9 protein-coding genes and 1 pseudogene are annotated in these 14,359 nt (G+C 73.7%); all 10 read right to left on the reverse strand.

The window, feature by feature from the left end:
- Nucleotides 1-956 precede the first annotated feature (956 nt).
- Nucleotides 957-4,100: pseudogene (locus tag ACFPZN_RS01140) on the reverse strand (alpha-(1->3)-arabinofuranosyltransferase domain-containing protein); the annotation flags it as partial.
- Between the two features lie 67 nt (nucleotides 4,101-4,167).
- Complete coding sequence (locus ACFPZN_RS01145; RefSeq protein ID WP_378279157.1) at nucleotides 4,168-5,556, reverse strand: glycosyltransferase family 4 protein; 1,389 nt, start codon at nucleotides 5,554-5,556, stop codon at nucleotides 4,168-4,170.
- A gap of 24 nt (nucleotides 5,557-5,580) precedes the next feature.
- Nucleotides 5,581-6,444 carry a glycosyltransferase gene (locus ACFPZN_RS01150; RefSeq protein ID WP_378279159.1) on the reverse strand — a complete coding sequence of 288 codons (864 nt, stop codon included), beginning with the start codon at nucleotides 6,442-6,444 and terminating at the stop codon, nucleotides 5,581-5,583.
- Between the two features lie 22 nt (nucleotides 6,445-6,466).
- Nucleotides 6,467-6,598: a hypothetical protein gene (locus ACFPZN_RS01155; RefSeq protein WP_378279161.1), complete on the reverse strand. Its 132-nt coding sequence runs from the start codon at nucleotides 6,596-6,598 to the stop codon at nucleotides 6,467-6,469.
- A complete protein-coding gene (locus ACFPZN_RS01160) occupies nucleotides 6,598-8,280 on the reverse strand; it encodes an MmpA family trehalose lipid delivery protein (RefSeq protein WP_378279162.1) in 1,683 nt (560 codons plus the stop codon). Before ACFPZN_RS01160 ends, ACFPZN_RS01155 begins: the two co-directional genes overlap by 1 nt.
- An 8-nt stretch (nucleotides 8,281-8,288) precedes the next feature.
- Nucleotides 8,289-9,488, reverse strand: a complete 1,200-nt coding sequence (locus tag ACFPZN_RS01165) for a hypothetical protein (RefSeq protein ID WP_378279164.1) — start codon at nucleotides 9,486-9,488, stop codon at nucleotides 8,289-8,291.
- 75 nt (nucleotides 9,489-9,563) lie between these two features.
- Nucleotides 9,564-10,487 (reverse strand): EI24 domain-containing protein, encoded by a 924-nt coding sequence (locus ACFPZN_RS01170; protein ID WP_378279166.1) that lies wholly within the window; start codon nucleotides 10,485-10,487, stop codon nucleotides 9,564-9,566.
- Nucleotides 10,488-10,498: 11 nt separating this feature from the next.
- Complete coding sequence (locus ACFPZN_RS01175) at nucleotides 10,499-11,344, reverse strand: SDR family NAD(P)-dependent oxidoreductase (RefSeq protein ID WP_378279167.1); 846 nt, start codon at nucleotides 11,342-11,344, stop codon at nucleotides 10,499-10,501.
- Nucleotides 11,345-11,385: 41 nt separating this feature from the next.
- Nucleotides 11,386-13,611, reverse strand: coding sequence for a hypothetical protein (locus tag ACFPZN_RS01180; RefSeq protein ID WP_378279169.1), 2,226 nt, complete (start codon nucleotides 13,609-13,611; stop codon nucleotides 11,386-11,388).
- On the reverse strand, nucleotides 13,608-14,357 hold the full coding sequence (locus ACFPZN_RS01185) for a hypothetical protein (RefSeq protein WP_378279172.1): 750 nt from the start codon (nucleotides 14,355-14,357) through the stop codon (nucleotides 13,608-13,610). The genes ACFPZN_RS01180 and ACFPZN_RS01185 overlap by 4 nt, the downstream gene beginning before the upstream one ends.
- Nucleotides 14,358-14,359: the final 2 nt, after the last annotated feature.

Below are 14,359 nucleotides of genomic sequence, written 5' to 3' on the forward strand. Positions count from 1 at the left end.
CCGAGATATCCGGACGGGGCCGCGGGGTTGTTCACGGCGCCCGTCCAGTAGCCCACGGCCATGCATCCCGTTCCGGCGACCATGAGCAGTGCCACCGTCCAGGGGGACGCGGGCGCGCGCAGGAGTCGACTTCGCCGTCCACGGGACCACCCGCAAACGGCGGCTGTCGCCCCTGTGACGGCCAGTCCGGGTACTCCGGCCACCCAGAAGCCCAATGCGGCGGCGAGTCCTAGGGCGGCCCATACGGGCCAGCCTCGCGCCTCACGTGTGCGGGCAAGGCCGGGGGTCGGCTCCTTTCGGCTCGTTCCGGTGCCACCGCCACCGCCGGGCCATACGGCGACCAGCAACATCACCAGCAGGAGGTTGAGCCCTGCCACGACCGCGAGGCGCTGGGCCGCGTCAGGGCGGAAGGTGAGTTCGACAGTGCCGCTGGTTCCGGCAGGTACGAGCCAGCCCTGTTTCCAGCCGTCCAGGCGTACCGGGCGCAGCGTCCTGTCGCCGATGCGCGCCCTCCAGCCCGGGTTGTAGTTCTCGTTCACGGTGAGGAAGGAACGGCTCTGGGCGTTCACCTGGAGCCTGCGCTCGCTCTGGGACCACTGCGTCACGCGCACGGGTCGCGGGGCATCGCCCAGGGCGGGCGGGTCTCCGACCACGGCGGTCTCGATCCGGAAGCCGTCAAACGAAACGGAGCTCAGCCGGTTGGCCCCGGCCTGCACCGGGACCTGCCGGCATGCCTCGAACGCGACCGGCCGCCCTTCCAGCAGGTCGCCCAGGGTCCCGGTGGCCCTGGTCTGGACGACCCCGCCGCCGGCGCCGTTCGGCCCGATCCGCAGCTGGGGCCCGAACCCGCACTTCAGCCCGAGCGGGAAGGAGCCGGCGTCGCGCGCGGGCCGTACCCCGGGCACCCTCACCTCGGAGATCTGCACGGGCTGGAGCCGCCCGGCGCGCCGGAACGTCAGCGTCAGCCGGTCGGTGTCGAGGGGCGCGAAGGTGATCCGGCCGCGCGAGTCGGACAGGGCCTCGCGGGTCCCGCCGTCGCGTCCCTCGATGCGCACCTGGACGGGCCCGGACGCCGAGGGCGGCCGGTCGAGCGTGATGGACGAGACGCGGGCGCGGCGCTTCCACTGGAGGGTGAGCGTGGGCGCCTGGTCGTCGGACGCCGCGATCCAGGACGTCCGGTGGTCGCCGTCGAACGCGGACCGGGCCCGGGCCGCCGGGTGCGTGCTGACCGCCGAGGAGGCCGCGACCCGGGGATCGCCGTCCAGCGTCGTGTACCGGGCGATCAGCGCCGGATCGGTGAGCACCGCGGTACCCGACAGGGCGGTGCGGCCGGCGCGCCCGGCCGTGAACGTCCGGTCGAACCCGGTGCCCTCCTCGTCGCGGGCGCCCAGCGTGTCGGAGCAGACCCAGCGCCTGATGCCCTCCATGCACTCGGGCTTGGCGCCGGGGGCGCGGTTCATGACGTACGAGGGCGTCCCGGTGACCCCGCGCGGGGTGGGGAGCGCGAAGGTGCGGGAGGGCCGGACGCCCTCGATCGTCAGCTCGGAGATCCCCGCCCGGGTGAACGTCCTCGCGCCTCCTCCGCCGTCGGCGACCCCGGTGATGCGCAGCCGCACCCACCGCGTGGCCCCGGGCGCGGCCCGCAGCGGCTGCGGTTGCGCGACGGCCCGGACCGCCTGGTCCACGACGCCGCCCTCCGTCTCCACCGCGACGCGCGTGACCGGCGGCCCGTACCTGCGGTCCTGCACGAACGCGGCCGTGAGCACGGGGTTCTCGCGCGCCCGGTCGAGGTCGGCCCGGAGCCACTGCCCGACCGGTCCCTCCCAGCCGCCCGTCTGCCAGGCGCTGAACGCGTCGCCGTCCAGGGCCGCGTAGGGGATGGCGTCCGGACGGCGCAATTGCGGGATCGCGCTGTTCCCGCCCAGGGACGAGGACGCGACGACGTTGCGGAGGCCGCCGCCGTAGACGGCCGTGCTCGCGTACTTGCGCCAGCCGCCGTCCAGGACGTCGCCGGCCCGCCTCCGGTCGGCGGCGGCCAGCGTCTGGGACGTCTGGTGCAGCTCCCCGAAGTTGCGGCGCAGCAGGCGCTGCGCATCGGTGACGATCGGGGTACCGCCCAGATCGGAGGCGTCGTCGTTCAGGAGGACGGGGCCGCGCGGCAACGCCTTCGCGTCGGCCATCGGCAGCAGCGACTCAGGGCCGCCGTACACGCGCACGGGCTCGTCTGCGTCCGCCAGGCTCGCGACGGTGTCGGCGCCTTCGACCTCGTACACCTCCAGGGCCGGGTAGGGCTGGTCCACGGCAGAGACCGCGTCGTCATTGAAGTCACCGCCGACGGGTGCGCCGAACGCCGCCGCCCTGCGCAGCCCAGGCGAGGCGTCCAGGGACTGGTGCAGGCGGGCGGGCCAGCCGCCGCGCAGCGTCTCGCGGCGCAGGTCGTTCCGGACGAGCAGGTAGCGGACGCCCATGCGCCCCAGGAAGTCGGCCAGCCCAGGCGAACTCTGGCCCGACCTCACCTGCTGGTCGATCGCGTCAAGCGCGCGCGTGTAGCCGGGCGATCCCGCTGGGACGAGCTGCCGTACACCCCAGCGCGCAGTCAGGAGAGGCTGGACGATGTCGTCCATTGGACGGCCCCACAGGTACTCCCCGAACGCGGCGCCCGGCAGCGCGAGCACCCCCTGCTGCCCCGCGCGCCCGTTGAGCCAGGACGCGGCGTCCTTCCAGTAGCGCGGCACCTGCGTGAACTCCCCCGGCCCGGACAACCCCTGGGAGACGGCCGTGACACCGATGCCGCTCAAGCCGACCACCGCGACCACGGGAACGCTCAGGACGACCCGGACCCGCTCACGCCAGCCGTCCCCGCGCCTGAGGGCGTCCACGCGCGCCGAGGCGGCGGCGGTCGCGACGGTCAGCAGATGGGCCAGCCCCAGCGCGATCGGCAGCCGCACCACCGCGTCGAACTTGTGCAGGTTGCGCAGCGGGGCCAGCGGGCCGTCCAGCAGGTCGCGCAGCTCGGCGGCGAACGGCCCCGGCAGGTCGCTGAGATGCCCCATCGAGATGATCGCCACGCCGCTCAGCAGCGTGATCAGCAGGAACGTGCGCTCCGGCAGCAGCCGGGACAGCAGGCCCGCCAGCCCGAGCGCCGCGACCAGCCCGGTGCACAGCACCGGCAGCGGATCGAGCGAGAGCCCGTACCCGACCGGCCACCACACCTGGCCGTCCACGATCAGGTAGTTCACCCAGCGTTCGGCGCCGCGCAGCACGTTGACCAGCCCGGTCGGGCCGGTGGTCGTCTCCGCCTTCTCGGTGTAGGTCAGCCAGGAGAAGCCGTACGTGCCGGTCAGCAGCAGCGGGATCAGCCACCACGCGGCCGCCGCGCCCACCGCCGCCGACCACCAGGCCATGAGGCGCACCCGTCCCCGGCCGCGCCGCCGGGTCAGCAGGTACAGGACCGGCACGACCAGGACGGCCACGGTCGCGGTCGCGTTGACGCCGCCGCAGCAGGCGACCGCCACACCCGACCGCGCCGCCGCCCGCACCCGGCCGCCGCCGCTCTCCGACGCCGTGACCAGCGGCAGCACGATCCAGGGCAGCATCGCGGCGGGCAGGTACTCCGAGGACAGCTGGCCCATCGTCGCGAGCGCGTTCGGGGCCAGCGCGTACGCCATCGCCGCCGCCAGGCGGGTCCCCGGGCCGCCCACGCCCAGCCTGGCCGCCAGCCGCCGCGCGCCGAGGAAGGCCAGGCACATCAGCAGCGACAGCCAGAACCGCTGGGTGATCCAGGCGGGCATGCCGATCAGGTCGCCCAGCGCGTAGAACGGTCCCATCGGGAACAGGTAGCCGACCGCCTGGTTCTGCAACTGCCCGAACTGCTCGGGGTCCCACAGGTGCAGGGCCCGGCCGAGGAAGCCCAGCGGGTTCACCGCCATGTCGATCTTGGTGTCGGCGAGGATCGCGCCGGGACGGGTCGAGAAGGCCAGCGCGGTCAGCGCCAGGCAGCACACCGCCGTGCGCAGCCGGTCGCGCAGCCTGGGGTCGACGCCCCCGGCGGCCTGCGCGCCCCCGGCGGCCCGCGGCCGCCCCGCCTCTCCCACGGCCATGCTCGCCCCGGCTCCCTTCCCGATCCCTCGCGCCCGATCCCTCGCGGTGGTGCGGCCCGCGCCGCCCTCAGACCCCGGCACCGCCCGCGGCACCCGTCCCGGCGCCGCCGGCCGCCGCCTCTATCTCCGCCTCGATCTCCGGGGGCGGGTCGGCGGCGGCCCAGGTCCGTCCGAGCAACCGCTCCAGCGGCGTCGCCTCCCGCAGCACCGGCGGGCGCCCGCCGACGCGGTCCGCGAGCAGCAGATCGCGGTCGGGCCCCTCGGCGACCCGCGGCCGATCGTCACCGTACCGCCGCACGATATGCGCCCGGTGATCTTCGGAGGCGGCCGACCCGGTCGCCACCGCGGCCGTGATCAGCCGCGCCCACCGGCCGGCCGTGCCCGCCCAGCCGAACATCCCGGCCCACTCCCGGCACGCGGCGGCCACCTCGCGGCGCCGCACCGGATCCGCCCGCTCCTCCAGCGCGCGCTCGACCGCCCCGGCCAGGTCCTCCCCCGGCCCGACGAGCCATCCGGTCGCGCCGTCGCGCACGGCGTCGCGCAGGCCGTCGACGTCGTAGGCCACGGTCGCTACGCCCAGCGCCGCCGCCTCGATCACGCTCAGCCCCCAGCCCTCGCCCTGGGACGTGCTGAGGTGCAGGTCGGCGCGCGCCACCAGCGCGGCCTTGGTCTCCTCCGGGACGAACCCGTGCGCGACCACGACCTCCCCCAGGCCACGCCCCTCGATCTGGGCCGCGAGCCAGGACGCCTCGGGGCCGTCCCCCACCACGTGCAGGCGAAGGCCCGGATAGCGGCCGCGCAGGTGCTCGGCCAGGTCGAGCAAGTGGGAGAGCCTTTTGTGCGGGACGAGCCGCGTCACGCACACCAGGTCCGGATCGCCCCTGGGCACGTCCACGGCTCCAGGGCCCTGCTTGGAAACGGTGGCTCCGTTGGGCACGACGTAGGCCGACCCCTTCCAGCCGAGCCGTTCCCGTACGGCGTTCAGGGTGGACGGCGACACGCACACGAACGCGTGGCGGCGGTAGGCCCAACGGCTCACCGGCCCCTCCAGGAGGCGGCCGACCCACGCCATCCACCGCGGGAAGTAGAGCCCGAACTGCGCGTCGTGCACGTGATGGATCACGCAGAAGACGGGGACCCGCCGCGGAAGGACCCACGGGGTGAAGAAGGGGATGCCGTTCTGGCAGTCGATGACCGCGTCGAACGACCTGCGTCTCAGCAGCGTCCAGAGCAGCACCAGCGGGTACACGGTGAACCGTCCGCCGAGCCGGACGACGTCCACCCCGTCCACACGGTCGCGGCGCTGCTGCCCGCGCGCGCGGGACGTCACGTACCGGACCCCGGCGCCCTCCAGGGCGAGCCGCCGCGCCACCTCCCACGCGTAGCGCTCGGCGCCGCCCGCGGCCGGATGCCAGGGATCCCGCCAGTTCACGATGGCCAGCCGCAGGCCGTTCATGTCCTACGGCTCATCTCGTACGGCTCATCCCGGCCCGGCCCCGGTCCCTTCCGACAGCACCAGAGGCGACGCGGGCTGGGCGGACGACGGCGACGAACGCGTCCACGCGGAGGCGGAGGCGCCCGCGTTCGCCGCGCCCGTCTCCCGCGCGGCGCGCACGGGGCGCGGACGGCCCGCGCGGGCCCGGATGCGGGCCAGGTCGAGCATGCATTCGGCGGTGTGGCGGCGCACGGAGAAGGTGGTGCCCGGCCGGTCCCGCCACACCACCGGGATCGCGGTGACGGGCGCGCCGCGGCGGACGCAGTGCATCAGCAACTCGACGTCGAAGGTGAACCCCGCGGTCTTCAGGTCGGCGGCGGCGGCCCTGGCCAGCGGGCCGGTGAAGAACTTGAAGCCGCACTGGGTGTCGGGGATGTCGTCGGCCAGGTCCCGCACGAGCCGGTTGAAGGTGACCGCGCCGAGCCTGCGCAGCGGCTGCCCGTACCCTTCCACCAGCGAGGATGGGTGGCGGCGCGAGCCCACCACGACCGGGTGCCCGGCGCGCAGCAGGGCGAGCACCTGGTCCAGCGCGGCCAGGTCGGTGGCCATGTCGGCGTCGCAGAACCCCACGTACGGGGCGCGGGTGGCCAGCAGCCCGACCCGCACCGCGGCGCCCTTGCCGCGCCGCGCGCAGTGCAGCAGCCGCGCCGGAACGGGCCCGCGCCACTGCCGCACGATCGCGGCGGTGCCGTCGGTGCTGGCGTTGTCGACCACGAGGATCCGCGACCGGACGCCGAGCCCGGCCAGCTTCTCCCCGAGCAGTGCGAGCCCCGCCGGGAGCCGTTCGGCCTCGTTGTAGGCCGGGACCACGATCTCCAGGTGAACGGGTTCGGTGCCGTGGGCGCCCACGGGGTGGCCTTGGCCCCGGCCGTCAGCGCGAGCCGTAGTTGTAGAGCGGCTTGATGACGGGGTCCTTCTGGGAGGCGTTCGACAGCTGGACCACGCTGAACGAGGTACCGGCCGCCAGGACGACGCCGACGAGTGCAGCGATCGCGATCCGCATCAGGGGGCCCTTCGACGGGGGATACTGCCCAGTAACGGGCTGCCCAGAGTAGTGGCTCGCGTCACCAATGACCAGAAAAGCGCCACACTTACGACAATCCAGGCGGCGACCACGGCGGTGACCGGCGTGTTCTCCTCAGGACTGTGACGGGTCCCCGGGATTCGGTACAGCACCAAATCCTTGTCTTGGACAAGCCGTTCAGCCCCCGGCAGCCGCTCGGTGGCGCCGCCGGCATCGACCACGACATACCGGACGCCCGCCGCGCGGAGCACCTCCGTCAGCGGACCGCCCGCCCTGATCGCCCCGTCCAGCCGCACGGCCTTCGGGTCCTCGGGCGCGACGGTGGTCGCGTCGACCGTCACCGCGTCGTTCACGATGACCGGCCGGTGCAGGTAGCGCGGCAGGGGGTCCAGGACACGGCGGCCGTGGTTCCACGGGTAGCTCCGGTACGCGGCCCACGGCAGAACGAGCACGTCCCCCGGCTCGCGGTCCGCCTCGATGATCTGCTTCGCCCGCGCCCAGCCGGACGGATAGTCCACCGAACGCAACTGACCCGCCGCCCCCCACGCGAGGGACGGCAGCAGCACCACCGGAGCGAGCAGCGCCCCCACCGCCACGGCCGGGTGCCGGGCCTCGATCGCCCGGTCCGCCGCCAGCCCCAGGCCCACGGCGACCACGACCGCGAGCGGTGCGACGAACTGCTGGCCGTCCCGGAACACCGCGAGCCCCGACCACAGCCCGATCGCGCCCTCCAGCACCGGCGGCGCGACCGCGCCCAGGGCCGCCACCGCGAAACCCGCCACGGCGGCGATCGCCGCACCACGCCACCAGGACTCGACGCGGTCGCGGAACCTCCCGAAGGCGAACAGCGCCCCGGCCACCACCAACGCCCACAGGGAGGCCGTCACCGGCGCCCCATAACCGACCGGGACCGTCTCCCCGTTCCACACACCCCCCAGCAGCAGAAGGCTGCCGAGCGTTCCGAACGGAGTATCGGCGCGCGCCGCGAACGCCTCCACGGCCACCCCGTCCCCCGGCACGCCCCCAGGACGCAGCAGCCCGGGCACAAGCCACGGCAGACTCAGCACGGCCAGCGCGGCAACGACCTTGGCGCGTCCACCCCAGCCACCACGCCAGGGAACCATCAACAAGGCCGCCAGCCCCGACATCGCCAGCGCAGCGAAACCACCGACCGCCGCCGGAATCAGGGCGCACACCAGGCGGCGCCCACCACCGCGCTCCCCCGCCCTGGACGCCGCGACCAGAACCCAGGGCAACGCCGCATACCCCAGAAGCAGCGCCCACTGCCCCAGAAGCAACCGCTCCGCGACGAACGGATTCCACGCGTAGCAGACCCCCGCCACAAGCCGCGGGAGAAGCCGCCGCGACGGCACCAGCGAAGCCGCGGCCGTGCACGCCATCACGAACACGCCCAGCAGCACCAGCCGCTGCGCCGCCCACGCGGGAACGACCGCCGCCAGCGCGGTGACGACGACGTCGCTCGGCACGTGCCGCGGCACCGTCCCGGTCAGCCCGAACGTCATGCGCGTGAACGCGGGATCCGGGACGAACACCATGTCGTACGACAGCACGAACCCCGGCGCGAGCCCCGGACCCAGCACCAGCAGACCGAGCCCCAGCCCGGTGAGCGCGGCCGCCGGATGATGCCGCGTCCGCCCCACCGCGGCCGTCAGGAAGCGATCTTCAACCGGGTCAGGAACTGGTTGACGTCCGGCCACATCTTCTTGTGCGTGTTCGGCACCGACACGAACGCGACCGCCGGCGCCGGCCGCCCGGTGTCGACCACCGCGGTGACGACGACCTCACCCGTGGCCCGCACGCCCGCCCTCTTGTAGGTGAGGTACGAGGCGACCAGCCAGCCCTTCCGGCCGTCCACCGTCAGCGCCTGCGACGCCAGCGGAGCCGTCCGGTGCGGGAAGTCGTAGTACTGCGCCTCGATGCCCTTGTGCGCCAGCACCGCGACGCCCGGGACGCTCTCCGCGCCCGTGTACGCGCTGTGCAGGTTCGGGTTGAGCGTGCCGGTGAGCAGCTGGCCGTACCAGACCTGCGTGCCGCGCCGCTCGGTGACCAGCACCTGCTGCCCCGACCAGCCGGGCGTGGCCAGCTTGTTGGCCTTGGTCGGCGGCTGCCACGGCCGCGCCAGCCGCGGGTACGCCAGGCCGGAGGTCCGGTCGGAGACCATGCCCAGCAGCCTGCTCGGACGCCCGGCGAACCGCTTCAGCGGCTTGGCGGCCGGCATCTGCACCTGCGGCGGCTGCGGACGGCTGTCGGACGCGGCCCGTCCAGGCCGCACCTCGCCCGCGCCGGAGTCGCCGCCCCGCTGCTTGAGCAGGTAGACGCCGCCGGCCGCCAGCAGCGCGACCACCAGCAGGCCCACGCCGCCGTACAGCACCAGCTTGTTGCGGCCCTCGCCGCCGTCGCCCAGGCCCTCGCCGCCGCGCCCGCGGGGCTGGCCGTCGAAGCCGCCGGACGAACGGCCCAGCTTGGCGTCCGCGGCGTCCTCGTCGGCCATCCAGTCGGGCATCTGCCAGTTGCCGCTGCTCGGCTTGCCGGGCTTCGGCGGCGTCGCCGGGCCCATGGTGGTGACGCCCGCGTACTGCGGGTCGCCCTCACCCCCGAACAGCTCGTCATCGGATCCCTGCGCGCTCTCAAGCCCCTTCGCGTCATCGAAGGCCTTGGGAACGGGCGCGACCTTCACATCGTCAGCCTCGGCGCGCTCCGGAGCCAGGGCGGGCCCGGAGAAATCGGTCCGGCCTTCCGGCTCGGGCACCTCGACCTCGGGAACGGTCACGCGCACGTTCTCCTCGCGGCCGGCGGAGTTGTCACTCATCTCGGTCCAGCGCCCCCCGCGCTCCCCCTCATCGGACATGCGGCACAGGTTACGGCAAGATCACTGGCCCCGACGGGGCAGGTCATCACGCTCAGGACACATCTTTCCAACACCTCAGCCATGTGCCGGCGGCCCTCCCGCGCCCGGAGCGTACGGCCCCGGGGCGTACTGCCCGGGCGTGTACGGCCCCGGCGCCTGAGGACTGTGCGCCTGCGGCCCCGGAACCTGAGGACCGTGGCCCGGCGCGCCGGGCGCCTGCGGCGCCGCGGGCGCCTGCGGAATGCCGGCCGCCAGCCGCTCCCGGGCGAGCAGCGTGCCGGCCGCCACCGCGCCCGGCATCGCCAGCACCGCGCCCAGCGGGATGAGGAACACCACGACCGTCGCCACGCCGAGGCCGACCACCAGCATCCGGTTCTGCTTCATCAGCGCGAACCGCTGCTTGCGCCGCACCCCGCGCCGGTCCAGCGCGACCGACGTCAGCTCGCCCGCCAGGAAGTAGCCCGACACGCACGCCGCCACGACCGGCACCACCGTCTGCCCCACCAGGGGGATGAACCCGCAGGCGAAGAACACGATCGCGAAGCCCAGCGCCACCACGCCCAGCAGCACCGCGTCCTTGACCGCCCGCGCGATCTGCGTCATCAGCGGCTCGTCCGGCTCCGGCGGGGCGCCGCCCTGCGACTCCTCGACCTTCTCCGAGATGTTCTCGTAGAAGGGATCGCCCACCATGAGCGTGCACGCGGTGAACGTCACCAGCGCCAGGAAAAGGGACGCCCCGAACAGCGCGAGGCCCGCCACGACCCGCGTGGCCTGCCGAACCCCGTCCGACCAGTCGTCGGCGAACGGGGTCAGCCACCCCACCACGCCGTCCAGGTTCCAGGCCAGCACGCCGAGCACCGTCCCGTACACCACCAGGACGATCACGGCCGGGATGAGCCCGAACAACCACAGCAGGGGATGCCTGGCCACCCACCCCAGCCCGCGGAAGAGGTAGCCGATTCCGGAGATCAGATCACTGAAACCTTGGCGCACACGCACCAAACTATCGTTCAGAGGCGCACGAGCGCCGCCGAGCGCTCCCAGACCGCCGCGCGCAGGCCCGCGTCCCTGCGCGCCGCCACGACCGGCAGCAGCCGCGCCCCCGGAATCGTGGAGTGGAACCGCCCGGACTCGAACCGCTCCTCCACCGCCAGCCTCACCGGCACCCGGGCGCCCTGCGCCGGCGTCCGCACCAGCGGCGTCCGCGCCATCAGCCGCTCCGCCCGCTCCGCGCCCGGCACGTCCCGCACCAGCCCGGTGGCGACCCACCCGGGACAGACCGCGTTGACGGCCACGCCCTTGACCCGCTCCGCCAGCTCCTGGGCGAACAGGATGTTCAAGAGCTTGGAGCGCCCGTACACCCGCACCGATCCCAGCGGCCCGTAAGCCCCGGGCTCGGCCAGCCGCGCCACGTCCCAGCGGCCCGCCCGGCGGTGCATCTCCGACGCGATCATCACCACCCGCGACGGCGCCGCCTCCTCCAGCCGCTCCAGCAGCAGGTTCGTCAGCAGGAACGGCCCGAGATGGTTGGTCGCGATCATCCGGTCGTAGCCGTCCGCGCTCACCTTGGCGCGCAGGTTGTGCACGCCCGCGTTGTTGACCAGCACGTCGATCCACCCGTACCGGTCGCGCAGCCGTCCGGCGACCTCCCGCACGTCCGCGAGCACCGACAGGTCCGCCTCGAACATCTCGACCTCGGCCCCGGGCGCGCTCCGCCTGATCTCCGCGACCGCGGCCCGGCCCCGCACCGGATTCCGGCACACGACCCCGACCCGGAAACCCCGCCGCGCCAGCTCCCGCGCGATCTCCCTCCCGATCCCCGAGCCCGCCCCGGTCACGATGGCGATCTTCTCCATCCCCCCACTCTCCCACCCACCGACCAACCCCCGACACGCCCTCAGCCCCACCGCCCGAACAGCCGCACCCGCACGGCCAGGAGGATCCGCCGCCATTCGGGCTGGAGCAGCCGCACGAGAACGTCGTCCTTGACGGTCCGCCTCCCGCCGCCCCCGCTGCCCGCCCACCGCCGGACGAGGTCCACCATCACCTGAGCCCGCGCCGGCTCGTGCCCGGCGGCCCGGCAGAACGCCGCCACAATTCCCGGCCGCAGGTCGGCGCGCCGCGCCGCCGTGTCCAACCACAGTCGCGCCACCTCCTCGAAACCCCCGTAGCCGGTGTCGCGACGCCGCGCCGGCGACGCCGCCCGCGCACCGGCCACGGGCTCGGGCGGCGGTTCGGCCCCCAGCGCCACGGCCCACGCGGGCGTGCAGGCGTACGGATCGACGGCGGCAGGCCCGGTCAGCGCCGTGGCGAGCCCCTCGTGATCGCGCTCGGCCGCCAGGTCCAAGAACAGCTCGGTCCCGATCCTCGCCTGCTGCGCCTCGTCCCCGTACAGGCCGCCGCCGCTCCCGACCCCCGCCCACGTCAGCGCGGCGTCGAGCACGTCCGCGCGGTACCGAGCGGCCAGCTCCCGCGCCGTGTCGAGGACGATCGGCCGGATCTCCGGTCCGCCCCGCTCCGCCAGATCCCCGAGAACCCTCAGCACACGCCTGAGGTGGTGCGGGTCGGCCGGGCCCTGCCCGTCCAGGAATGCGCACAGCAGCCGGAGACCCGCACGCGTCCGGCGCGCCCTGTCCTGCTTGGACAAGTTGGGGTTCGGTTCGCACCACCGCATCGCCGTGACGATGACCGTGGCCCGATTCTGGACGGCCAGCTTGAGCGCCACGTCGTGAACCTCGGCCTGCACCTGCTCATCGCCGTACGTCGTCAGGTGCTTGAGCCGGGTCAGCGCGATCGACACGTGCGCCTCCCCCAGCACCTGGCAGACCCGCGCCACCGTCAGCTTCAGTGTCTGCGGGGCCCGCCGCTCGGTGGACCACTCGTAGAGCCGCCTGCGCACACGTCCGCCGACAAGCGGATCCAAGCAGGTGTTCGCCAGGGCGATATAGGCCAGGTTCGCCCCCAGTTGGTCCTTGCCGGTCCACCTCCGGGCCGTATCGGCGATGAACGCCGCTTCGCCGTGCCCGGCCGCCAGTTCGGCGAACACCTCGGCGAGCCGGTTACGCAGCGCGGTCTCCAGGCCCACCGCGTCGATGGCCAGCTTCGACAGCCATGTCAGCAGGTCCATGCGCGTCAGGGGGTACTCGTTCCAGACGTACCGGAGCACCGACTCCCGGTAGCTCTGGCGGCGAAACACGATCTTGCTCCCGTCGCGCTCGGCCTCGAGCAGCGCGGCGAGTCCCGTCGTGGGACACCAGGCCAGCCCGCCGCCCGCGACGGACATCTCCAGCTGCCGGGCCAGCCACAGGGCCGCGTCGTACACGCTCGTCTCGTCGGCCGGAGTGATCGTCGCCGCGGCCACCATCAGCGTCTGCTCCCGCAGGTCATGCCTGGCGAACCAGTGGCGCAACTCATCGGCCCAGCCCTGGTAGGCCCGCTCGACCTGCTGCTCGTCCCCGCCGGCCGCCGTGACGTCCAGCACGAGATCGGCCAGCCGCCGCCCATCCCCGGGCAGGGCGCGCTCCAGCAGCTCCGCCGCCCGCGGCCAGCCCGGCCAGCCGGTGCCGCCCAAGCCTCGGCAGGACAAACGGCGCCGGTACACCGCATCGGTCGGAGGCGGCTTCACCTCGATCGTGGCGAGGAACTCGGCGAAGTCCTGGCACTCCTCCGGCCTGCCGACGACCAGCAGGTAGCCGCCGACCTCGCGAACCCTGTCCAGGCAGGCCCACAGCCTCGTCTTCGATTCGTCGTGTGCGCGCACCAGGTAACCCTGGGCACCGGCGACCTGGATCTCCTCCATGTCGTCGCTGTCGGTGGAGAAGTACCGGATGGGCATGCTCGGCTGCAGCTGGCGCAGCGCCGCGATGGCCGTGGTCGCCGTCCCCGCGCCCCGCGGTCCAGTGACGGCGACGCCCCTGAAACGGCGGAGCGCCTCAACGATCTCGTCGTGGTTGTGAGCGGTCACGTAGCCGGTGACCCGCTCGACGATCCGGTCCTCCGTCATGACCATCTGAGGGCGCCCGCGCACGATCCGGATCTGCTGTTGGACGAGGTCACCGTTGACGGTGTTGCCGAACGCGGCCTGCGCCTCGTCCCCGCTGAACTCGACGTTCTCGATCGTCATGATGAGCGCCCCTGCCGGAGGTCACCGCCGACCGTGTTACCGAACGCGGCCTGAGCCCCGTCCCCGCTGAACGTGACCCCGCTGATGTTCGCTCCGCCTGTGGAAGGCCGCGGCGGGGCCTCCTCGGGCGGTCCTGCAGATGGCTCCACGGGCTTGACGGACGGGACGGGCACGTAAAGGTAGGCGGGCCGGGCGTACTGCTTCACCTTCACCGCCACCTCCGTGAACTGGCTCTCGCGCAGGCTCGTCCATTCTCCGAGCACGTACGGCCGGAAGATCTCCTCCGACAGCAGGAACGCGGCGAAGGTCACCCGGGGATCGCTGTGCTCGAGGGCGTCGCGGAGCGGGTCGCTGTCGAGCAACCGGTTGACATCGACGGTGGCGGTGGAGATGCCCGGCGCGTCGAGACGTTCGTCGTCCACGAGCCCGACGTGCAGCGCCACCCGCAGCCGCAACCGCAACTCCCGGGCCCGGAACTCCGGCGCCGCATCGTGCAGCGCGTCCTGGAGCCTGCGCGGGAACGGGTCGATGAGCGCGGCGCTCGACTCGTGGGGCAGCGCGGCCAGGACACCGTCGCCGGTGCTCTCCTTGAACTGTGCGTTCTCCCACGCCTCACCGAGCCCGCTGGCCTGGCACGCCTTTCCCAGGACGCGCCGGATCTCCAGGTGGACGTCGGGCAGCTTCTTGTCAGGGTGTGCGCTGAACTTCTCGGCGTCGACGACGAGCAGGGCGCGAAACTGTTCCACGG

Origin of the sequence: Actinomadura rugatobispora, assembly GCF_042656285.1 — a bacterium.
In the GTDB taxonomy this organism is placed as follows: Bacteria; Actinomycetota; Actinomycetes; order Streptosporangiales; family Streptosporangiaceae; genus Spirillospora; species Spirillospora rugatobispora.